This window comes from Enterobacter sp. MGH119, from assembly GCF_001037675.1.
GTDB classification, from domain to species: Bacteria; Pseudomonadota; Gammaproteobacteria; order Enterobacterales; family Enterobacteriaceae; genus Enterobacter; species Enterobacter hormaechei_C.
Genome location: NZ_KQ089931.1, coordinates 264,667 through 285,471 on the forward strand (window position 1 = coordinate 264,667; position 20,805 = coordinate 285,471).

A 20,805-nucleotide genomic window follows, 5' to 3' on the forward strand; every position below is an offset into this window, starting at 1 on the left:
ATCTTGCTACATTTTTATCTAACCTGTTGAATAATCGCTCAGCGTAATTTTTTATGAATGGTAACAATATGAAATACAAGGTTTTAGTCTTTGCAGCACTGGCACTGATGGCAGGGCGCGTGGCGCAGGCGGAGCAAATTGGCTCCGTGGATACCGTGTTTAAAATGTTTGGGCCGGACCACAAAATTGTGGTGGAGGCGTTTGACGATCCGGACGTTAAAAACGTCACCTGCTATGTCAGCCGGGCGAAGACCGGCGGGATTAAAGGCGGCCTGGGGCTGGCTGAAGACACGTCTGACGCGGCCATCTCCTGCCAGCAGGTTGGACCGGTGGAATTGAGTGACAAAATTAAAAACGGCAAAGCGCAGGGCGACGTTGTATTCCAGAAACGGACCTCGCTGGTGTTCAAAAAGCTACAGGTGATCCGTTTTTATGATGCGAAGCGTAATACCCTGGCTTATCTGGCCTACTCGGACAAAGTCGTGGAAGGCTCACCGAAAAACGCGATTAGCGCGGTGCCGATTATGCCGTGGCATTAATAAAAAAAAACGGCGCAAATGCGCCGTTCTTTACTGCGTGATGTGAGGATTACTCCTGGAGGTCACCGCAGAAACGATAGCCTTCACCATGGATCGTGGCGATGATTTCCGGCGTATCAGGCGTAGATTCGAAATGTTTACGAATACGACGGATGGTTACGTCAACGGTACGATCGTGTGGCTTCAACTCACGACCGGTCATTTTCTTCAGCAGTTCTGCACGAGACTGAATCTTGCCCGGGTTCTCGCAGAAGTGCAGCATCGCGCGGAATTCACTGCGCGGCAGTTTGTACTGCTCACCGTTCGGGCTAATCAGCGAACGGCTGTTGATATCAAGTTCCCAGCCGTTGAATTTGTAGCTGTCGACGCTACGACGCTCTTCACTGACCGTACCCAGATTCATGGTGCGGGACAGCAGGTTGCGTGCACGAATGGTTAACTCGCGAGGGTTGAACGGCTTGGTGATGTAGTCATCCGCGCCGATTTCCAGACCAAGAATTTTATCAACCTCGTTGTCACGGCCTGTCAGGAACATCAACGCGACGTTCGCCTGTTCACGCAGTTCGCGCGCCAGAAGAAGCCCGTTTTTGCCCGGCAGGTTGATATCCATAATCACCAGGTTGATATCATTTTCAGAAAGGATCTGATGCATCTCTGCGCCATCGGTCGCTTCAAAGACATCGTAGCCTTCTGCTTCGAAAATGCTCTTTAACGTGTTGCGTGTTACCAACTCGTCTTCAACGATAAGAATGTGCGGGGTCTGCATGTTTGCTACCTAAATTGCCAACTAAATCGAAACAGGAAGTACAAAAGTCCCTGACCTGCCTGATGCATGTCGCAAATTAACATGATCGGCTTAACGTGACTAAAGTACGTAATTGCGTTCTTGATGCACTTTCCATCAACGTCAACAACATCATTAGCTTGGTCGTGGGTACTTTCCCTTTGGACCCGACAGTGTCAAAAACGGCTGTCATCCTAACCATTTTAACAGCAACATAACAGGCTAAGTGATACCGGACACCCAATAAAACTACGCTTCGTTGACATATATCAAGTTCAATTGTAGCACGTTAACAGTTTGATGAAATCATCGTAGCTGAATGCTAGCCTTTGTCACAATTTTTCAATAAACCAACTAGTTGCGGACATTGATTGATAAACGGTACGAATCCAATCAGAAATGAGTATTCATATGGTCATTATCATTACAAAACATAAGGATAATGGTCTTCTGTTAACATTCTAACTGATTGTTCAGCCACAAAATAGTTTAGCTTTTTTTAATTGTTATGAAACGCTATTTCGGTGATTTGTGTTGCAAAAATGTAAATTCGTGCTGCGTAATATGTTGAACTGAATCACATTTTTACCTGCTAACTGACTAAAAAGAGAGCGTAAATGCATCTGTCGATTGTGCTGGTGGCACCAGCAAGAGCTGAAAATATTGGCGCTGCGGCGCGTGCCATGAAGACTATGGGTTTTACCGATTTGCGTATTGTGGACAGCACGGCGCATCTGGAGCCTGCTGCGCGCTGGGTGGCGCACGGTTCGGGTGATATTCTCGATAATATAACCACTTACGCTACGCTCGCCGACGCACTCCACGATATTTCGTTTACCGTCGCGACGACCGCGCGCAGCCGGGCGAAGTTTCACTATTACGCCACGCCTGCTGAACTGGTGCCGATGCTGGAAGAGAAAAGCCAGTGGCTGGAGAAAGCCGCGCTGGTGTTTGGGCGAGAAGATTCCGGGCTGACTAACGAAGAGCTGGCGCTGGCTGACGTGCTGACGGGCGCGCCGATGGTGGCGGATTATCCGTCACTCAATCTGGGGCAGGCGGTGATGGTCTATTGCTATCAATTAGCATCCTTAATACAAATTTCTCAGCCACCGGTGACAGTTTCGGATGAAAACCAGCTGGCGGCACTGCGTGTTCGTGCAGATAAGCTTCTTGCGCAGTTGGGCGTCGCTGACGATCAAAAAATGGTGGACTGGTTACAGCAGCGCCTGGGGCGTCTTGAACAGCGCGACACGGCAATGCTGCACCGATTGCTTCATGATATTGAAAAAAAATTAGCCGAGTAAAATAGTGCCATAGGTTTTTATTATGGCCGATCCTGCTGATGTCTGGGGTTGCAACTGGGGTATTCCGATGAAAATAAATCTGCGCGCAGCGGGACGTGAGAATGTCCCGAATTGTGATCGAATTAAAAATTCATTGACTTAAGGGGCTCGATCCTTTAACCCTAAAAGAATAGAGCACAGACAGATAATAATGACAGAGTACACAACATCCATGAAACGCATCAGCATCACCACCATTACTACAACCATCATCATTACCACAGGTAACGATGCGGGCTGACGCGTACAGGAAAAACAGAAAAAAGCCCGCACCTGAACAGTGCGGGCTTTTTTTTCGGCTAAAGGAAATGAGGTAGAACCATGCGAGTGTTGAAGTTCGGCGGTACGTCAGTGGCAAATGCAGAACGTTTTCTGCGTGTTGCCGATATCCTGGAAAGCAACGCCAGGCAGGGGCAGGTTGCCACCGTGCTCTCTGCCCCGGCCAAAATCACGAACCACCTGGTGGCGATGATTGAAAAAACCATCGGTGGTCAGGATGCACTGCCGAACATCAGCGACGCCGAGCGTATCTTCGCCGATCTGCTTCAGGGGCTGGCCGACGCCCAGCCTGGTTTCCCGCTGGCGCAGCTGAAAAGCACCGTTGAACTTGAATTTGCCCAGATTAAACACGTTCTTCACGGTATCAGCCTGCTTGGCCAGTGCCCGGACAGCATCAACGCGGCGCTGATTTGCCGGGGTGAAAAACTCTCTATCGCCATCATGGCAGGCGTGCTGGAAGCGCGCGGTCACCACGTGACGGTCATCGATCCGGTTGAAAAACTGCTGGCTGTGGGCCACTACCTTGAATCCACCGTCGACATTGCCGAGTCGACACGCCGTATTGCGGCGAGCAAAATCCCGTCTGACCATATGATCCTGATGGCAGGCTTTACCGCCGGTAACGAGAAGGGCGAACTGGTGGTGCTGGGGCGTAACGGCTCTGACTACTCCGCTGCGGTGCTGGCGGCCTGTTTACGCGCAGACTGTTGTGAGATCTGGACTGATGTCGACGGCGTTTATACCTGCGATCCGCGTCAGGTGCCGGACGCCAGGCTGCTGAAGTCGATGTCCTACCAGGAAGCGATGGAGCTTTCCTACTTCGGCGCCAAAGTGCTTCACCCGCGTACCATCTCCCCGATTGCCCAGTTCCAGATCCCTTGCCTGATTAAGAATACCGGTAATCCGCAGGCGCCGGGTACGCTGATTGGCGCCAGCGCGGATGAAGATGACCTGCCGGTGAAAGGCATTTCTAACCTCAATAACATGGCGATGTTCAGCGTCTCCGGCCCGGGGATGAAGGGCATGGTCGGCATGGCGGCACGCGTCTTTGCCGCTATGTCCCGCAACGGGATCTCCGTGGTGCTGATCACGCAGTCTTCTTCCGAATACAGCATCAGCTTCTGCGTTCCGCAGGGCGATTGCCTGCGCGCCCGTCGCGCGCTGGAAGAAGAGTTCTATCTGGAGCTGAAAGAAGAGCTGCTGGAGCCGCTCTCGATTCAGGAGCGTCTGGCGATTATCTCGGTGGTCGGCGACGGTATGCGCACCCTGCGCGGTATCTCCGCCAAATTCTTTGCCGCGCTGGCGCGGGCCAATATCAATATCGTGGCGATTGCCCAGGGCTCATCCGAGCGTTCCATTTCCGTTGTCGTGGATAACGATGACGCCACTACCGGCGTGCGCGTGGTGCATCAGATGCTGTTCAACACCGACCAGGTGATTGAGCTGTTCCTGGTGGGCGTCGGCGGCGTCGGCGGCGCGCTGCTGGAGCAGGTAAAGCGTCAGCAGGAGTGGCTTAAGAAGAAACATATCGATCTGCGCGTCTGCGGCATTGCGAACTCGAAAGCGTTGCTGACTAACGTCCACGGTCTGAACCTGGAAAACTGGCAGGCGGAGCTGGAAGAGGCGAAAGAGCCGTTTAACCTGGGCCGCCTGATCCGTCTGGTGAAAGAATATCACCTGCTTAACCCGGTGATCGTTGACTGTACCTCCAGCCAGGCGGTGGCCGATCAGTACGCGGATTTCCTGCGCGAAGGTTTCCACGTGGTGACGCCGAACAAAAAGGCCAACACCTCGTCGATGGATTACTATCACCAGCTGCGTCTGGCGGCGAGTAAGTCGCGCCGCAAGTTTCTGTATGACACCAACGTGGGCGCGGGCCTGCCGGTCATCGAGAACCTGCAAAACCTGCTGAACGCGGGCGACGAACTAAAGCGTTTCTCCGGCATCCTCTCCGGCTCCCTGTCGTTTATCTTCGGCAAGCTGGACGAAGGGATGAGCCTGTCGGAAGCCACCCGCGCCGCGCGCGAGCTGGGCTACACCGAGCCGGATCCGCGCGACGACCTCTCCGGTATGGACGTGGCGCGTAAGCTGCTGATCCTGGTGCGCGAGACCGGCCGCGAGCTGGAGCTTTCGGATATCGTGATTGAGCCGGTGCTGCCAGCAGAATTTGATGACAGCGGTGACGTCAGCGCCTTTATGGCGAATTTACCTCAGCTTGACGATGCCTTTGCCGCACGCGTTGCGAAAGCCCGTGATGAAGGTAAGGTATTGCGCTATGTTGGCAACATTGAAGAAGACGGCGTCTGCCGGGTGAAGATTGCCGAAGTGGATGGCAACGATCCGCTGTACAAGGTGAAAAACGGCGAGAACGCTCTGGCGTTCTACAGCCATTATTATCAGCCACTGCCGCTGGTGCTTCGCGGCTATGGCGCAGGGAATGATGTGACGGCGGCAGGCGTGTTTGCCGATCTGCTGCGTACCCTGTCATGGAAGTTAGGAGTTTAAGATGGTTAAAGTATATGCCCCGGCTTCCAGCGCCAATATGAGCGTCGGATTTGACGTGCTGGGCGCGGCGGTAACGCCGGTGGACGGTTCGCTGCTGGGCGATACGGTTACGGTTGAGGCAGCAGAGCGCTTCAGCCTGAATAACATCGGCCGTTTCGCCAGTAAGCTGCCGTCTGAACCGCGCGAGAATATCGTTTATCAGTGCTGGGAACGCTTCTGTCAGGAGATTGGCAAAAACGTGCCGGTCGCCATGACGCTGGAAAAGAGCATGCCGATTGGTTCGGGGCTGGGCTCGAGCGCCTGCTCGGTGGTTGCCGCGCTGGTGGCGATGAATGAGCACTGCGGCAAGCCGCTGAACAACAGCCGTCTGCTGGCGCTGATGGGCGAGCTGGAAGGGCGCATCTCCGGCAGCATTCATTATGATAACGTGGCGCCGTGCTTCCTTGGCGGCATGCAGCTGATGATTGAAGAAAATGGCATCATCAGCCAGCAGGTGCCAGGGTTTGATGAGTGGCTGTGGGTGCTGGCCTATCCGGGCATTAAAGTGTCTACCGCCGAAGCGCGTGCGATCCTGCCGGCGCAGTATCGTCGTCAGGACTGTATTGCCCACGGGCGTCATCTGGCGGGCTTTATTCATGCCTGCTACACCCGACAGCCGCAGCTGGCGGCGAAACTGATGAAAGACATTATTGCCGAGCCGTATCGCACGAAGCTGCTGCCGGGCTTTAACGAAGCGCGACAGGCATCCATGGATATCGGCGCACAGGCGTGCGGCATCTCCGGCTCCGGCCCGACGCTGTTCGCCTTATGCGACAAGCCAGACACCGCGCAGCGCGTGGCGGACTGGCTCTCTAAACACTACCTGCAAAATCAGGAAGGCTTTGTTCATATTTGCCGTCTGGACACGGCTGGCGCACGAGTACTGGGATAACGAATGAAACTCTACAACCTTAAAGATCATAACGAGCAGGTCAGCTTTGCGCAGGCGGTAACGCAGGGGCTGGGCAAAAATCAGGGGCTGTTCTTCCCCCACGACCTGCCGGAATTTCAGCTGACCGAAATCGATGAACTGCTGAAGCAGGACTTTGTCACCCGCAGCACCAAAATTCTGTCTGCGTTTATCGGCGACGAAATCCCACAGGAGCTGCTGGAAGAGCGCGTGCGTGCGGCGTTTGCTTTCCCGGCGCCGGTGAAGCAGGTGGAGCCTGACGTTGGCTGTCTGGAGCTGTTCCACGGCCCGACGCTGGCGTTCAAAGATTTCGGCGGTCGTTTTATGGCGCAGATGCTGACCCACATCAGCGGCGACAAACCGGTGACCATTCTGACCGCGACTTCAGGCGATACCGGTGCGGCGGTGGCCCATGCGTTCTACGGCCTGAAAAACGTCCGCGTGGTGATCCTCTATCCGAAAGGCAAAATCAGCCCGCTTCAGGAAAAACTGTTCTGCACCCTTGGGGGCAACATTGAAACCGTGGCGATCGACGGCGATTTCGATGCCTGTCAGGCGCTGGTGAAGCAAGCCTTCGATGACGAAGAGCTGAAGGCGGCGCTGGGGCTGAACTCTGCCAACTCCATCAACATCAGCCGTCTGCTGGCGCAGATCTGCTACTACTTCGAAGCGGTGGCGCAGTTGCCGCAGGACGCGCGCAATCAGCTGGTGGTTTCCGTGCCAAGCGGGAACTTCGGCGACCTGACGGCAGGCCTGCTGGCGAAATCACTCGGCCTGCCGGTGAAGCGCTTTATCGCCGCCACCAACGCCAACGACACCGTGCCGCGTTTCCTGAAGGACGGAAAATGGGCGCCGAACGCGACTCAGGCCACGCTCTCCAATGCGATGGATGTGTCACAGCCTAACAACTGGCCGCGTGTGGAAGAGCTGTTCCGCCGTAAGGTCTGGCGTCTGGGCGATCTGGGTTACGCAGCGGTGACGGACGAAACCACGAAAGCCACCATGCGCGAGCTGAAAGCGGTGGGCTATACCTCTGAGCCGCACGCGGCGATTGCCTATCGTGCCCTGCGCGATCAGCTTCAACCGGGTGAGTATGGCCTGTTCCTCGGCACCGCCCATCCGGCCAAGTTCAAAGAGAGCGTGGAAGCGATCCTGGGGGAAACGCTGCCGCTGCCAAAAGAGCTGGCCGAGCGTGCCGACCTGCCGCTGCTGTCTCATGTGCTGCCCGCAGACTTTGCCGCGCTGCGTAAGCTGATGATGACCCGAGCGTAAGTTTGTTGCCCGGTGGCGGCTACGCCTTACCGGGCCTACAACGGCTCAGAACGTAGGCCGGGTAAGCGCAGCGCCACCCGGCTTTTTTATGGAGAAATTAAGGAGAAAAACAGCAGGAAAAAAGCAGAAATTCCCAATAAATGCGGTCACTTAGCGTTTAGGATTGCAGAGAATAACATCCCCCGTTCCCATCACGTACTCTCCTTACATCGGCCCACGTTGGGCAAGAAGAATAAGGAGTCACCTATGTCTACCCTGAAACCTGCACTTATCGCGCTTTCACTGATGCTGGTCGCTCCCATGGCGGTGCAGGCAGCTGAGATCACCCTCGTGCCCGCGGTAAAACTGCAAATTGGCGATCGGGATAATAACGGGCACTACTGGGATGGCGGCCGCTGGCGCGACCATGACTGGTGGAAAGCACACTATGACTGGCGCGATAACCACTGGCGTCCGCACGATGAACATCGCGATCGTGACGATCACCACCGTCATGACGAGCGCCGCCCCGGCCCGGACCGGAAGCACCATTAACATAAACCCCGCCAGCTGGCGGGGTTGTCTTTTATTGCTCGTGACGCTTAAACACCAGCTCGTTTTTTCCTGACGATGCCTCGTCGAAGAAATACCCTTCACTGTTAAAGCCGGTGAGCTGCTCTGGCTTCGTCAGGCGGTTTTGAATGATGAAGCGGCTCATCAGACCGCGCGCTTTTTTGGCGTAGAAGCTGATTACTTTAAATTTGCCGTTTTTCTCGTCGAGGAATACCGGCTTGATAATGTCCGCATCCAGCTTTTTCGGTTTCACCGATTTGAAGTACTCATCGGAGGCCAGGTTGATCACCACGTTGTCCCCCTGGGCTTGCAGCGCCGCGTTAAGCTTGTCGGTAATGACATCGCCCCAGAACTGGTACAGATCTTTACCTTTAGCGTTTTCCAGGCGGATACCCATCTCCAGACGATACGGCTGCATCAGATCCAGCGGGCGCAGCACCCCGTACAGGCCGGATAACATGCGCAGATGCTGCTGGGCAAAATCGAAATCGGCTTCGCTAAACGTTTCTGCTTGCAGGCCAGTGTAGACGTCACCTTTGAAGGCCAACAGCGCCTGGCGGGCGTTGGCGGGCGTGAAGTCAGGCTGCCACTCATGAAAACGGGTGGCGTTCAGGTCGGCAAGTTTATCGCTGATGCTCATCAGCGAAGCGATTTGCGGAGCCGAAAGCTTACGCGCTTCGTGGATCAACTGTTGCGAGTAGTCCAGCAATTCCGGCTGGGTATAACGCTCAGTGGCGAGCGGGCTCTGGTAGTCGAGCGTTTTGGCAGGTGAAATCAGAATCAGCATATCCAGTCCTTGCAGGAAATTTAGAGCGACTTTAACAAAAAATCGCCCTGAATTGATCGATAGCTGTTATTGCCGCGGCAAATCATCCCAGGTGCCAGGGGCAATTTGTGACTCGATTTCGGGATAGCGTGAGGCGTCAAAGACGGGCTGTACGCCGAGCTTGCGCTGACGCAGATAATCGCGCGCGATCAGCGCCACAACCGGTGAAAGCAGCAAAATGGCCGTCAGGTTCGTGATGGCCATCAGCGCCATGATGACGTCCGCTATTTGCCAGACCAACGGCATACTGAGCAGGGAGCCGACGAAAACCATTCCCAGCACACCCGCGCGAAGGACGTTGCGGGTCAGACGCGAATTGACTTTCAGGAAGATAAGGTTGTTTTCGGCATAGATATAGTTCACCGCAATGGAACTAAAGGCAAAAAGTCCCACGACAAGTGCGACAAGGCCCGCGCCCCAGCCGCCGACGAGGGAGACCAGCGCCTGTTGTACCCAATGAATGCCTGCCGTACTACCGGACGGTTGCTCAGCGGCACCGGCCAGCAGCATGATCATCGCGCTGGCGGAGCAGATAACAATGGTGTCTGTGAAGACGCCAATCATCTGTACAATGCCCTGCGCGGCGGGATGCGGGGGCCAGGATGCGGCCGCTGCGGCGGCATTCGGCGTGGAGCCCATTCCCGCTTCGTTGGAGAACATACCCCGCTGAAAACCCGCAGTGAGAGCCTGGCTAAGGGTGTAACCCAACGCGCCTGAAGCCGCTTCGCGCCAGCCGAACGCGCTTTGGAAAATGGTGACGATGACGTTCGGCACCTCGTCAATATGTATCGCGCATACCATCACGCTGGTGGACACCCACAGCAGCGCCATCAGCGGAACCAGCCATTGCATCAGGCGGGCAACCCCTTTGAGCCCGGTCACAATGGTCAGCAGGGTGAGAAGGGCAAGCGCGCCGCCCGTCAGCCACTCCGGGCAATTAAAGGCAAAGCGCAGCGCGTGGGCGACGGAATTTGCCTGAACGGTATTGAAAATAAGGCCATAGGCAATCAGCAAAAAGATCGAGAACAGAACGCCCATCCAGCGCATTCCCAACCCGCGAGCCATATACCAGGCGGGACCGCCGCGAAACTGACCTTTGCCGTCTTTTTCTTTGTAGAGTTGCGCAAGCGAGCATTCAGCAAAGGAGGTGGCCATACCGATAATCGCCGTCACCCACATCCAGAATACCGCGCCCGGACCGCCCGCGCCGATCGCCAGCGCGACACCGGCCAGGTTACCGCTGCCGACGCGCGCGGCAAGGCTAGTACAGAGCGCCTGAAACGATGTCAGGCCGCCCGGCTGTGGGGTGACGCTGTTTTTCAGACTTCTGCCAAATTTGCGGATATAGCGAAACTGAATCAGCCCGCTGCGCCACGTAAACCAGATACCTGCTCCAGAAAGCAGGTATATCATGATCGAACCCCAGAGGACTTCGTTAATAAAGAAAAAGAAATCAGGCACTAACGTCCCTCTTGTTGATGCCAAAGTGAATATGTAAGCGCTACCACTGAGTGTGCATGCTGTTACTTAGCAGCCTGTTAATATTCTGAGTTTATCATACTCTGCCTAAGCGCACTGTCTGCGGTTGCGCTGCCTCTCACTCGTGTTATCATCAGGGCAGACCGGTTACATCCCCCTAACAAGTAAACCTGTCATTTTTCCGCTGCTGGCAAGCTGTCGGTAGTGTGAATTATCCAGGGCACGTTAAAAGAGAAACACTATCATGACGGATAAATTGACCTCCCTTCGTCAGTTCACCACTGTCGTCGCTGACACCGGAGATATCGCGGCAATGAAGCTGTACCAGCCGCAGGATGCCACAACCAACCCTTCTCTGATCCTTAACGCCGCGCAGATCCCTGAGTATCGCAAACTGATCGACGAGGCGGTGACCTGGGCAAAAGCACAGAGCAATGACCGCGCGCAGCAGGTTGTGGATGCCACTGACAAACTGGCAGTGAACATCGGTCTGGAAATCCTGAAGCTCGTTCCTGGCCGTATCTCTACCGAAGTTGATGCTCGCCTGTCCTACGACACCGAAGCCTCTATCGCCAAAGCAAAACGCCTGATCAAACTGTACAACGATGCGGGCATCAGCAACGACCGTATCCTGATTAAACTGGCCTCTACCTGGCAGGGCATCCGCGCTGCTGAGCAGCTGGAAAAAGAAGGCATCAACTGTAACCTGACTCTGCTGTTCTCCTTCGCACAGGCGCGTGCATGTGCCGAAGCTGGCGTATACCTGATTTCTCCGTTCGTGGGCCGTATTCTGGACTGGTACAAAGCCAACACCGACAAGAAAGAGTACGCGGCGTCTGAAGATCCAGGCGTGATTTCTGTGACTGAAATCTACGAATACTACAAACAGCACGGCTATGAGACCGTTGTTATGGGCGCAAGCTTCCGTAACGTCGGCGAAATCATCGAGCTGGCTGGCTGTGACCGCCTGACCATCGCCCCTGCGCTGCTGAAAGAGCTGGCAGAAAGCGAAGGTGCTATCGAGCGTAAACTGTCTTACACTGGCGAAGTGAAAGCGCGCCCTGAGCGCATCACCGAGTCCGAGTTCCTGTGGCAGCACAACCAGGATCCAATGGCCGTAGATAAACTGGCGGACGGTATCCGTAAGTTTGCTATCGACCAGGAAAAACTGGAAAAAATGATCGGCGACCTGCTGTAATCATTCTGCGTGACCGGGTTCCCGGTCACGCGTCTTTCCCCCGCCTCTGTCTGAATTTTCTCTCTGCGTGTATCATTCCCTTTAATCAGTACTTTTTGAATGGAATGGATATGAATACCTTACGCATCGGCTTAGTGTCGATTTCTGACCGCGCCTCCAGCGGTGTTTATCAGGATAAAGGCATCCCTGCTCTGGAAGCGTGGCTGGGCAGCGCGCTCACTACCCCGTTTGAGATCCAGACTCGCCTGATCCCGGATGAGCAGCCGATCATTGAGCAAACCCTGTGTGAGCTGGTGGATGAGATGAGCTGCCACCTTGTGCTGACGACGGGCGGCACCGGCCCCGCGCGCCGCGATGTGACACCGGACGCGACGCTGGCTATCGCCGATCGTGAAATGCCGGGCTTCGGTGAACAGATGCGCCAGATCAGTCTACACTTTGTCCCGACGGCCATTCTTTCCCGTCAGGTCGGGGTGATCCGCAAACAGGCGCTGATCCTGAACCTGCCGGGGCAGCCGAAGTCGATAAAAGAGACGCTGGAAGGGGTAAAAGCCGAGGACGGAAGCGTTATCGTCCACGGTATCTTTGCAAGTGTACCGTATTGTATACAACTGCTTGACGGTCCGTACGTGGAAACTGACGGCAACGTGGTAGCAGCATTTCGCCCTAAAAGCGCTCGCCGCGAAACAATCTCCTGAAAATGATTAAAATGTGACATAAGCGCCAGCCGCAGTAGCGTGTAAATGGATTTACGATATAGTAATTTTTTCTTTACGATTGCTGTAAAAAATAATCCACAACACATGCACAATGGTTCGCTATGTCACATAATACCCGACCTCTGAATCGACAGGACTACAAAACCCTCACGCTCGCTGCCCTGGGCGGCGCGCTGGAGTTTTACGATTTCATCATCTTTGTCTTCTTCGCCGCCGTTGTGGGGGCGCTGTTTTTCCCGGCGGATATACCGGAATGGCTGCGTCAGGTGCAAACCTTCGGCATTTTCGCTGCCGGGTATCTGGCGCGTCCGCTGGGCGGCATTGTCATGGCGCACTTTGGCGATCTGGTTGGGCGCAAGAAGATGTTTACCCTCAGCATCCTGCTAATGGCCGTGCCGACGCTGGCGATTGGCCTTTTGCCTACCTATGAGTCGATGGGCATTATCGCCCCGTTATTGCTGCTGCTGATGCGTATTCTCCAGGGTGCGGCCATCGGCGGGGAAGTGCCTGGCGCCTGGGTGTTTGTCGCTGAGCATGTCCCGGTGCGCCGCATCGGCATTGCGTGTGGAACGCTGACCGCAGGGCTGACGATCGGGATCCTGCTTGGCTCCGTGGTTGCAACCATCATCAATACCAGCATGACGCAACAGGCCGTTCATGACTGGGGCTGGCGTATCCCGTTCCTGCTGGGCGGGGCGTTCGGGCTGGTGGCAATGTACCTGCGACGCTGGTTGCAGGAGACGCCAATATTTCTGGAAATGCAGCAGCGGAAGGCGCTGGCGCAAGAACTGCCGGTGAAAACCGTGGTGGTGCGGCATAAAAAAGCGGTAGTCGTGTCGATGCTTCTGACCTGGCTGCTGTCTGCGGGTATCGTGGTGGTCATTTTGATGTCGCCGGTCTGGCTGCAAAAACAGTACGGTTTTGCGCCTGCCGTGACGTTACAGGCGAACAGTATCGCGACAATTATGCTCTGCTTTGGCTGTCTGGCCGCCGGGCTGGCGGCGGATCGTTTCGGCGCCAGCGCGACCTTTATTGTCGGCAGCCTGCTGCTGGCCGCGTCGAGCTGGGCATTTTATCATCTTGCGGGCACCCATCCTGAACAGCTGTTCCTGCTGTACGGTGTCGTCGGGCTGTGCGTGGGCGTCGTTGGCGCCGTACCGTACGTAATGGTCCGCGCCTTCCCGCCGGAGGTACGCTTCACCGGGATCTCTTTCTCTTATAACGTCTCGTATGCCATTTTCGGTGGGCTAACGCCGATTGTGGTGACGGTGTTGATGGGGATGTCACCCCTTGCACCTGCGTGGTACGTGCTGGCGTTATCGCTGATGGGGCTGGTATTGGGGGTGTGGCTTCGCCAGTCAGAGGGACGTCGTGCCCGCGACGCGGGCACGACAGAGGGATCAGTGTTTTTCACCAATCGGTAGAATGGTGCGGTTGAATTGCTCGTTCAGCACTTCACCCATGGCCAGGTAGATTGCGCTTGCGCCGCAAACCAGACCGACCCAGCCGGCAACGTGAACGATGCCTTCGTTATCCGCCAGGTGACCAATGGCCAGCAGGGCGAACAGGACGGTCAGGCTCAGGAAGACGAATTGCAGTGCGCGGTTCGCCTTAAGGGTACCGAAGAACATGAACAGGGTGAACACGCCCCACAGTCCCAGGTACACGCCCAGGAAATGGGCGTTTGCCGCCTCTGCCAGGCCCATTTTAGGCATCAGCAGAATTGCGACCAGAGTCAGCCAGAAGGAACCGTAAGAGGTAAAGGCGGTTAAGCCGAAGGTGTTGCCTTTCTTATATTCCAGCAGGCCCGCAAAGATCTGTGCGATACCGCCGTAAAAAATGCCCATCGCCAGGATAATGCCGTCCATCGGGAACATCCCGATATTGTGCAGGTTCAGCAGAATGGTGGTCATGCCAAAACCCATCAGGCCCAGCGGAGCCGGATTAGCCAACTTAGTGTTGCCCATAAGTCCTCAAAAAATCATCATTAATATGGTGAAATGGTTAAACCCGCGCCAGTTCTCCCTGACGGGGCGCGGCATCATAATGGGCGGCATCGACGCCGTCTATGATCTCACCGGGGTGAAATTAAAAAATTTTTTATCCTTCCCCCTTGATGGATGCCGTTGTGACCCCATCTTGTAAGCAACCGCAGTGTGTGGACCTGAAAAAAATCAAATCTGGGCAGTTGAAAAAGCACGTTCTGCCCTTATTACAGGTACACAACCACATGTTGACTGAATTTTTAGTGGAGACGTTTAGATGGGTAAAATTATTGGTATCGACCTGGGTACTACCAACTCTTGTGTAGCGATTATGGATGGCACTACTGCACGTGTGCTGGAGAACGCCGAGGGCGATCGCACCACGCCTTCTATCATTGCTTATACCCAGGATGGTGAAACTCTGGTTGGTCAGCCGGCTAAACGTCAGGCAGTGACAAACCCGCAAAACACCCTGTTTGCGATCAAACGCCTGATTGGCCGCCGCTTCCAGGACGAAGAAGTTCAGCGTGACGTTTCCATCATGCCTTACAAAATCATCGCAGCCGATAACGGCGATGCATGGCTTGATGTGAAAGGCACCAAAACTGCACCTCCGCAGATCTCTGCTGAAGTGCTGAAGAAAATGAAGAAAACTGCGGAAGATTACCTGGGTGAACCGGTAACTGAAGCTGTTATCACCGTACCTGCTTACTTCAACGATGCTCAGCGTCAGGCAACCAAAGATGCTGGCCGTATCGCAGGCCTGGAAGTAAAACGTATCATCAACGAACCAACCGCAGCAGCACTGGCTTACGGTCTGGATAAAGAAGTTGGCAACCGTACTATCGCGGTTTACGACCTGGGTGGTGGTACCTTCGATATTTCTATTATCGAAATCGACGATGTTGACGGCGAAAAAACCTTCGAAGTTCTGGCAACCAACGGTGATACCCACCTGGGTGGTGAAGACTTCGATACCCGTCTGATCAACTACCTCGTTGACGAGTTCAAGAAAGATCAGGGCATTGACCTGCGTAACGACCCGCTGGCTATGCAGCGCCTGAAAGAAGCCGCTGAGAAAGCGAAGATCGAGCTGTCTTCCGCTCAGCAGACCGACGTGAACCTGCCGTACATCACTGCAGACGCGACCGGTCCAAAACACATGAACATCAAAGTGACCCGTGCGAAACTGGAAAGCCTGGTAGAAGACCTGGTGAACCGTTCTATCGAGCCACTGAAAGTTGCATTGCAGGACGCTGGCCTGTCCGTGTCTGACATTCAGGACGTTATCCTGGTAGGTGGTCAGACTCGTATGCCAATGGTTCAGAAGAAAGTGGCTGAATTCTTTGGTAAAGAGCCACGTAAAGACGTGAACCCGGACGAAGCGGTTGCTATCGGTGCTGCGGTTCAGGGTGGTGTACTGACCGGTGAAGTGAAAGACGTACTGCTGCTGGACGTTACCCCGCTGTCTCTGGGTATCGAAACCATGGGTGGCGTGATGACTCCGCTCATCAACAAAAACACCACTATCCCGACGAAACACAGCCAGGTGTTCTCTACCGCTGAAGACAACCAGTCTGCGGTAACCATCCATGTGATTCAGGGTGAGCGTAAGCGCGCGGCGGATAACAAATCTCTGGGTCAGTTCAACCTGGACGGTATTAACCCGGCACCACGCGGCATGCCACAGATCGAAGTCACCTTCGACATCGATGCTGACGGTATCCTGCACGTGTCTGCGAAAGACAAAAACAGCGGTAAAGAGCAGAAGATTACCATCAAGGCATCTTCTGGCCTGAACGAAGCGGAAATCGAAAAAATGGTTCGTGATGCCGAAGCTAACGCGGAATCCGACCGTAAGTTTGAAGAGCTGGTTCAGACCCGTAACCAGGGTGACCATCTGCTGCACAGCACCCGTAAGCAGGTTGAAGAAGCGGGCGATAAACTGCCAGCGGAAGACAAAACTGCAATCGAAACTGCACTGAGCGCGCTGGAAACGTCTCTGAAAGGCGAAGACAAAGCGGACATCGAAGCGAAGATGCAGGAGCTGGCACAGGTTTCTCAGAAGCTGATGGAAATCGCTCAGCAGCAGCACGCACAGCAGCAGGCGGGCGCTGATGCTTCGGCGAACAACGCGAAAGACGACGATGTTGTCGACGCTGAGTTCGAAGAAGTGAAAGACAAAAAATAATCGCCCTGATGCAGGGTAAGTAATCGGCACGGGCGTAGGAGAATTCTCCACGCCCGTGCTCGCATGTTAAGGGGCTTAAAAAAACCAATGGCAAAGCAAGACTATTACGAGATTTTAGGCGTTCCGAAAACTGCGGAAGAGCGTGAAATCAAAAAGGCGTATAAGCGCCTGGCCATGAAATTCCACCCTGACCGTAATCAGGGTGACAAAGAGGCTGAAGCCAAATTTAAAGAGATTAAAGAAGCCTACGAAGTCCTGACCGATGCACAAAAACGTGCGGCCTATGATCAATATGGTCACGCGGCCTTTGAACAGGGCGGCATGGGCGGCGGTGGATTTGGTGGCGGCGGCTTCGGCGGCGGCGCTGATTTCAGCGATATCTTTGGTGATGTATTTGGCGATATCTTCGGTGGCGGGCGTGGCCGTCAGCGCGCGGCGCGCGGCGCAGACCTGCGCTACAACATGGACCTGACGCTGGAAGAAGCGGTTCGCGGCGTCACCAAAGAGATCCGTATTCCGACGCTGGAAGAGTGTGACGTTTGCCACGGCAGCGGTGCGAAAGCGGGGACTCAGCCACAGACCTGCCCAACCTGTCACGGTTCCGGTCAGGTGCAGATGCGCCAGGGCTTCTTCGCGGTGCAGCAGGCCTGTCCGCACTGTCATGGTCGCGGTACGCTGATTAAAGATCCGTGCACCAAATGTCATGGTCACGGTCGCGTGGAGAAAACCAAAACGCTGTCCGTTAAGATCCCGGCAGGCGTCGATACGGGCGACCGCATCCGTCTGGCAGGTGAGGGTGAAGCCGGCGAGCACGGCGCACCGGCAGGCGATCTGTACGTTCAGGTTCAGGTGAAGCAGCACGCCATCTTCGAGCGTGAAGGTAACAACCTGTACTGTGAAGTGCCGATCAACTTTGCGATGGCGGCGCTGGGCGGCGAAATCGAAGTGCCGACGCTGGACGGTCGCGTTAACCTGAAAATCCCTGGCGAAACCCAGACCGGGAAACTGTTCCGCATGCGCGGCAAAGGCGTTAAATCCGTTCGCGGTGGCGCGCAGGGTGACCTGTTATGCCGCGTGGTCGTGGAAACGCCGGTCGGCCTGAACGATAAGCAGAAACAGCTGCTGAAAGAGCTTCAGGAAAGCTTTGGTGGCCCGACAGGTGAGAAAAACAGCCCGCGCTCCAAAAGCTTCTTCGATGGCGTCAAAAAATTCTTCGACGATTTAACCCGCTAACCCGCCAGCTGGTTACTATCATTTAAAGCCCGGAAGCGATTCCGGGCTTTTTGCTTTATAGCGTTATACCTCGGTTAAACTGAATCTATAACCAATATTAATCTGTTTTTACCGATCTGTTTGCGCTGATATTATGGTTTTACCGAGGTATTGTTGTAAAAGAGAGTTTAAACGTGAAATTACTACACCGTTTCTTTAGCAGTGAGGCATCCGGCGGCGTCATCCTGATTATTGCTGCTGCGGCTGCCATGCTGCTCGCCAATATGGGCATGACACGCGATCTCTATCACGCATTTCTGGAAACGCCCGTCGAGCTGAAGGTCGGGGCGCTGGAAATTAACAAGAACATGCTGCTGTGGATCAATGATGCGCTGATGGCGGTGTTCTTCCTGCTGGTGGGCCTGGAGGTTAAACGTGAGCTGGTGAGCGGTTCGCTTGCCAGCCGTCAGCGTGCGGCGTTTCCGGTGATCGCGGCGATTGGCGGGATGATCGTTCCGGCGTTGCTCTTTCTCGCATTTGCGTGGCAGGATCCGGTTGCTCGTGACGGCTGGGCGATCCCGGCCGCAACGGATATCGCGTTTGCGCTCGGGGTCTTAGCCTTGCTCGGTAGCCGCGTCCCGGTAGCACTGAAAATTTTCCTGATGGCGCTGGCGATTATCGATGATCTTGGCGCTATTGTGATTATCGCGCTGTTCTACACCAGCGATCTGTCCGTTCTGTCGCTGAGCGTGGCGGCCGTGGCTATTGCGGTGCTGGCGTTGCTGAACGTCTTCAACGTTCGACGCACGGGGATTTATATTCTGGTGGGGATGGTGCTGTGGACGGCGGTGCTGAAGTCTGGCGTGCATGCCACGCTGGCGGGCGTCATCGTTGGCTTCTTTATTCCGCTGAAGGAACAGGACGGCAAATCGCCTGCCAGACAGCTGGAGCATGTGCTTCATCCGTGGGTGGGTTTTATGATCCTGCCGCTGTTTGCGTTTGCCAACGCGGGTGTTTCCCTGGCCGGGGTTACCCTGGACGGACTCACCTCTGTGCTGCCGCTGGGTATCATCGCCGGTCTGTTTATTGGTAAGCCGCTGGGCATCAGCCTGTTCTGCTGGCTGGCGCTGAAGCTGAAGCTGGCGTCATTGCCAAACGGAACCACCTTTAGCCAGATTATGGCCGTTGGCGTGCTGTGCGGTATTGGATTCACCATGTCGATCTTTATCTCGACGCTGGCGTTTGGCGCAAGCGCGCCTGAGCTTATCGTCTGGGCGAAACTCGGCATTCTTATCGGGTCGTTCCTGGCCGCGGTTATGGGTTACACCTTGTTGAAGGTGAAGTTGTCCGGACAGGCTGTCCAGGCATAACAGGAAACCGGGAGAAGGGAAGCCTTCTCCCGATAAACTATCAGGGAGTGAAAACGTGATGTCTCATTTGAACTATAACCATCTCTATTACTTCTGGCATGTCTACAAGCAGGGCTCGGTCGTGGGTGCCGCAGAGGCGCTCTACCTGACGCCACAGACTATCACCGGGCAAATCAAAGCCCTGGAAGAGCGCTTGCAGGGAAAGCTTTTTAAGCGGAAAGGGCGTGGCATTGAGCCGAGCGAGCTGGGTGAACTGGTATTCCGCTATGCGGACAAGATGTTCACCCTGAGCCAGGAGATGCTGGATATCGTTAACTATCGCAAAGAGTCGAACCTGCTCTTTGACGTGGGCGTGGCGGATGCGTTGTCCAAACGGCTGGTAAGCGGTGTGCTGGATGCGGCGGTGGTGGAAGATGAACAGATACATTTACGCTGCTTTGAGTCCACTCACGAGATGCTGCTGGAACAGCTGAGCCAGCATAAGCTGGATATGATTATTTCGGATTGTCCTATCGATTCCACGCAGCAGGAAGGCTTGTTCTCGGTGAAAATTGGCGAATGCGGTGTCAGTTTCTGGTGCATCAATCCACCGCCGGAAAAACCGTTTCCGGCTTGCCTGGAAGAGCGCCGCTTGCTGGTTCCGGGGAGGCGGTCCATGCTCGGACGTAAGCTGCTGAACTGGTTTAACTCGCAGGGGCTAAACGTAGAAATTCTCGGTGAGTTCGACGATGCGGCGCTGATGAAAGCCTTTGGCGAGGCGCACAACGCTATCTTCGTTGCCCCGACGCTGTATGCGCACGATCTCTATTCAGACGACAAGATTACCGAGATTGGCAGGGTGGATAACGTGATGGAAGAGTATCACGCCATATTCGCCGAAAGGATGATTCAGCATCCGGCGGTGCAGCGAATCTGCAACCGGGACTACTCGGCGCTGTTTACGCCGCCGGCAATCTGAAGGCATAAAAAAACCCGCGTTAAGCGGGTTCTTTCAAACAAGCAACAACAAGTGGCGATTAAGCCAGTTTGTTGATCTGCGCGGTCAGGTTTGCTTTATGACGCGCTGCTTTGTTTTTGTGGATCAGACCTTTAGCAGCCTGACGATCCACGATTGGTTGCATTTCGTTAAATGCGTTCTGCGCTGCAGCTTTGTCGCCAGCTTCGATTGCTGCGTATACTTTCTTGATGAAAGTACGCATCATAGAGCGACGGCTTGCATTGTGCTTACGAGCCTTTTCAGACTGAACGGCACGTTTCTTAGCTGATTTGATATTAGCCAAGGTCCAACTCCCAAATATGATCTATGTGGACAATTCAAAGGCCGAGGAATATGCCCTCTATACCTTCTTTTGTCAATGGATTTGTGCAAATAAGCGCCGTTAATATGGCGACGCTACGTTACGTAGTGATGGCGCAGGATTCTACCAGCTTGTCGTTCGTGAATACAGCTTTTCGGCGTAAAAATCGCAGTTGGCGGGCAGATTTTTTTGCTGTGAAAGGTCAGCGTGATGAAATCATACGGCTTTCTGTTTAGCGTGAACAATCGCCGGTTAACCTTAACCGCTGTACAAGGTATACTTTGGCGATTTTCACTGTTTTGAG

Annotated in this window: 20 protein-coding genes, 1 pseudogene and 1 other annotated feature; of the genes and pseudogenes, 16 read left to right on the plus strand and 5 right to left on the minus strand. The window is 54.7% G+C overall.

Annotated features, from left to right (window positions below; genetic code table 11):
• The first annotated feature begins 68 nt into the window (after positions 1-68).
• Positions 69-539, plus strand: a complete 471-nt coding sequence (creA, locus tag SK53_RS16030) for a protein CreA (RefSeq protein WP_048209779.1) — start codon at positions 69-71, stop codon at positions 537-539.
• A 49-nt stretch (positions 540-588) separates the two neighbouring features.
• Here the strand turns inward: creA and arcA are convergent, their stop codons facing one another.
• Positions 589-1,305, minus strand: coding sequence for a two-component system response regulator ArcA (gene arcA, locus SK53_RS16035; RefSeq protein ID WP_003856501.1), 717 nt, complete (start codon positions 1,303-1,305; stop codon positions 589-591).
• 95 nt (positions 1,306-1,400) lie between these two features.
• On the opposite strand from arcA, the gene yjjY reads away from it, so the two are divergent.
• The 7 genes from yjjY (at position 1,401) to SK53_RS16060 (ending at position 8,205) form a co-directional block, all read left to right on the plus strand.
• On the plus strand, positions 1,401-1,541 hold the full coding sequence (gene yjjY, locus SK53_RS23645; protein ID WP_001541509.1) for a YjjY family protein: 141 nt from the start codon (positions 1,401-1,403) through the stop codon (positions 1,539-1,541).
• Positions 1,542-1,940: 399 nt separating this feature from the next.
• The gene (locus SK53_RS16040) at positions 1,941-2,627 is read left to right on the plus strand and encodes a tRNA/rRNA methyltransferase (RefSeq protein WP_003856496.1); all 687 of its coding nucleotides are present in this window, start codon (positions 1,941-1,943) and stop codon (positions 2,625-2,627) included.
• 211 nt (positions 2,628-2,838) lie between these two features.
• Complete coding sequence (thrL, locus tag SK53_RS22895) at positions 2,839-2,907, plus strand: thr operon leader peptide (protein WP_015572623.1); 69 nt, start codon at positions 2,839-2,841, stop codon at positions 2,905-2,907.
• Positions 2,846-2,963, plus strand: a sequence feature (Thr leader region). Its footprint overlaps the gene before it by 62 nt.
• A 24-nt stretch (positions 2,964-2,987) precedes the next feature.
• Complete coding sequence (gene thrA / locus SK53_RS16045) at positions 2,988-5,450, plus strand: bifunctional aspartate kinase/homoserine dehydrogenase I (protein WP_045347318.1); 2,463 nt, start codon at positions 2,988-2,990, stop codon at positions 5,448-5,450.
• Between the two features lies 1 nt (position 5,451).
• Positions 5,452-6,381, plus strand: coding sequence for a homoserine kinase (thrB, locus tag SK53_RS16050; RefSeq protein ID WP_003856492.1), 930 nt, complete (start codon positions 5,452-5,454; stop codon positions 6,379-6,381).
• 3 nt (positions 6,382-6,384) lie between these two features.
• The gene (thrC, locus tag SK53_RS16055; RefSeq protein WP_048209780.1) at positions 6,385-7,671 is read left to right on the plus strand and encodes a threonine synthase; all 1,287 of its coding nucleotides are present in this window, start codon (positions 6,385-6,387) and stop codon (positions 7,669-7,671) included.
• Positions 7,672-7,917: 246 nt separating this feature from the next.
• A complete protein-coding gene (locus SK53_RS16060) occupies positions 7,918-8,205 on the plus strand; it encodes a DUF2502 domain-containing protein (protein WP_003856489.1) in 288 nt (95 codons plus the stop codon).
• A gap of 31 nt (positions 8,206-8,236) precedes the next feature.
• Here the strand turns inward: SK53_RS16060 and yaaA are convergent, their stop codons facing one another.
• Both yaaA and SK53_RS16070 read right to left on the minus strand, forming a co-directional pair.
• Positions 8,237-9,010: a peroxide stress protein YaaA gene (gene yaaA / locus SK53_RS16065; RefSeq protein ID WP_022650381.1), complete on the minus strand. Its 774-nt coding sequence runs from the start codon at positions 9,008-9,010 to the stop codon at positions 8,237-8,239.
• Positions 9,011-9,076: 66 nt separating this feature from the next.
• On the minus strand, positions 9,077-10,510 hold the full coding sequence (locus SK53_RS16070; protein ID WP_022650382.1) for an alanine/glycine:cation symporter family protein: 1,434 nt from the start codon (positions 10,508-10,510) through the stop codon (positions 9,077-9,079).
• 262 nt (positions 10,511-10,772) lie between these two features.
• On the opposite strand from SK53_RS16070, the gene tal reads away from it, so the two are divergent.
• The 3 genes from tal (at position 10,773) to SK53_RS16085 (ending at position 13,869) form a co-directional block, all read left to right on the plus strand.
• Positions 10,773-11,726: a transaldolase gene (gene tal / locus SK53_RS16075; protein WP_003856481.1), complete on the plus strand. Its 954-nt coding sequence runs from the start codon at positions 10,773-10,775 to the stop codon at positions 11,724-11,726.
• 110 nt (positions 11,727-11,836) lie between these two features.
• Entirely contained in the window at positions 11,837-12,424 is a 588-nt protein-coding gene (gene mog, locus SK53_RS16080) for a molybdopterin adenylyltransferase (protein WP_003856479.1), read from the plus strand.
• A 122-nt stretch (positions 12,425-12,546) separates the two neighbouring features.
• Positions 12,547-13,869 (plus strand): MFS transporter, encoded by a 1,323-nt coding sequence (locus SK53_RS16085; protein WP_048209781.1) that lies wholly within the window; start codon positions 12,547-12,549, stop codon positions 13,867-13,869.
• On the opposite strand, the gene satP is transcribed toward SK53_RS16085, so the two are convergent.
• Positions 13,846-14,412: an acetate uptake transporter gene (satP, locus tag SK53_RS16090; RefSeq protein ID WP_023324131.1), complete on the minus strand. Its 567-nt coding sequence runs from the start codon at positions 14,410-14,412 to the stop codon at positions 13,846-13,848. The two genes, SK53_RS16085 and satP, sit on opposite strands and share 24 nt — an antisense overlap.
• 295 nt (positions 14,413-14,707) lie before the next feature.
• On the opposite strand from satP, the gene dnaK reads away from it, so the two are divergent.
• From dnaK to nhaR, 4 genes are all read left to right on the plus strand, one after another.
• Complete coding sequence (gene dnaK, locus SK53_RS16100; protein WP_003856470.1) at positions 14,708-16,621, plus strand: molecular chaperone DnaK; 1,914 nt, start codon at positions 14,708-14,710, stop codon at positions 16,619-16,621.
• Positions 16,622-16,708: 87 nt separating this feature from the next.
• Positions 16,709-17,854, plus strand: coding sequence for a molecular chaperone DnaJ (dnaJ, locus tag SK53_RS16105; RefSeq protein WP_008502040.1), 1,146 nt, complete (start codon positions 16,709-16,711; stop codon positions 17,852-17,854).
• Between the two features lie 173 nt (positions 17,855-18,027).
• Positions 18,028-19,203 (plus strand): Na+/H+ antiporter NhaA, encoded by a 1,176-nt coding sequence (gene nhaA, locus SK53_RS16110; RefSeq protein ID WP_022650383.1) that lies wholly within the window; start codon positions 18,028-18,030, stop codon positions 19,201-19,203.
• A gap of 58 nt (positions 19,204-19,261) precedes the next feature.
• Positions 19,262-20,161, plus strand: coding sequence for a transcriptional activator NhaR (gene nhaR, locus SK53_RS16115; RefSeq protein WP_003856462.1), 900 nt, complete (start codon positions 19,262-19,264; stop codon positions 20,159-20,161).
• A gap of 58 nt (positions 20,162-20,219) precedes the next feature.
• Here nhaR and rpsT read toward each other — a convergent pair whose 3' ends face one another.
• The gene (gene rpsT, locus SK53_RS16120; protein ID WP_003856458.1) at positions 20,220-20,483 is read right to left on the minus strand and encodes a 30S ribosomal protein S20; all 264 of its coding nucleotides are present in this window, start codon (positions 20,481-20,483) and stop codon (positions 20,220-20,222) included.
• Between the two features lie 115 nt (positions 20,484-20,598).
• Between rpsT and SK53_RS23950 the strand changes: the two are divergent.
• A pseudogene (locus tag SK53_RS23950) lies at positions 20,599-20,804 on the plus strand (DUF2575 domain-containing protein); the annotation flags it as partial.
• Between the last annotated feature and the right edge of the window lies 1 nt (position 20,805).

Coding starts and splice junctions, on each gene's coding strand:
- creA (WP_048209779.1), top strand. CDS start 69: ATGAAATACAAGGTTTTAGTCTTTGCAGCACTGGCACTGATGGCAGGG.
- arcA (WP_003856501.1), bottom strand. CDS start 1,305: ATGCAGACCCCGCACATTCTTATCGTTGAAGACGAGTTGGTAACACGC.
- SK53_RS16040 (WP_003856496.1), top strand. CDS start 1,941: ATGCATCTGTCGATTGTGCTGGTGGCACCAGCAAGAGCTGAAAATATT.
- thrA (WP_045347318.1), top strand. CDS start 2,988: ATGCGAGTGTTGAAGTTCGGCGGTACGTCAGTGGCAAATGCAGAACGT.
- thrB (WP_003856492.1), top strand. CDS start 5,452: ATGGTTAAAGTATATGCCCCGGCTTCCAGCGCCAATATGAGCGTCGGA.
- thrC (WP_048209780.1), top strand. CDS start 6,385: ATGAAACTCTACAACCTTAAAGATCATAACGAGCAGGTCAGCTTTGCG.
- SK53_RS16060 (WP_003856489.1), top strand. CDS start 7,918: ATGTCTACCCTGAAACCTGCACTTATCGCGCTTTCACTGATGCTGGTC.
- yaaA (WP_022650381.1), bottom strand. CDS start 9,010: ATGCTGATTCTGATTTCACCTGCCAAAACGCTCGACTACCAGAGCCCG.
- tal (WP_003856481.1), top strand. CDS start 10,773: ATGACGGATAAATTGACCTCCCTTCGTCAGTTCACCACTGTCGTCGCT.
- mog (WP_003856479.1), top strand. CDS start 11,837: ATGAATACCTTACGCATCGGCTTAGTGTCGATTTCTGACCGCGCCTCC.
- SK53_RS16085 (WP_048209781.1), top strand. CDS start 12,547: ATGTCACATAATACCCGACCTCTGAATCGACAGGACTACAAAACCCTC.
- satP (WP_023324131.1), bottom strand. CDS start 14,412: ATGGGCAACACTAAGTTGGCTAATCCGGCTCCGCTGGGCCTGATGGGT.
- dnaK (WP_003856470.1), top strand. CDS start 14,708: ATGGGTAAAATTATTGGTATCGACCTGGGTACTACCAACTCTTGTGTA.
- dnaJ (WP_008502040.1), top strand. CDS start 16,709: ATGGCAAAGCAAGACTATTACGAGATTTTAGGCGTTCCGAAAACTGCG.
- nhaR (WP_003856462.1), top strand. CDS start 19,262: ATGTCTCATTTGAACTATAACCATCTCTATTACTTCTGGCATGTCTAC.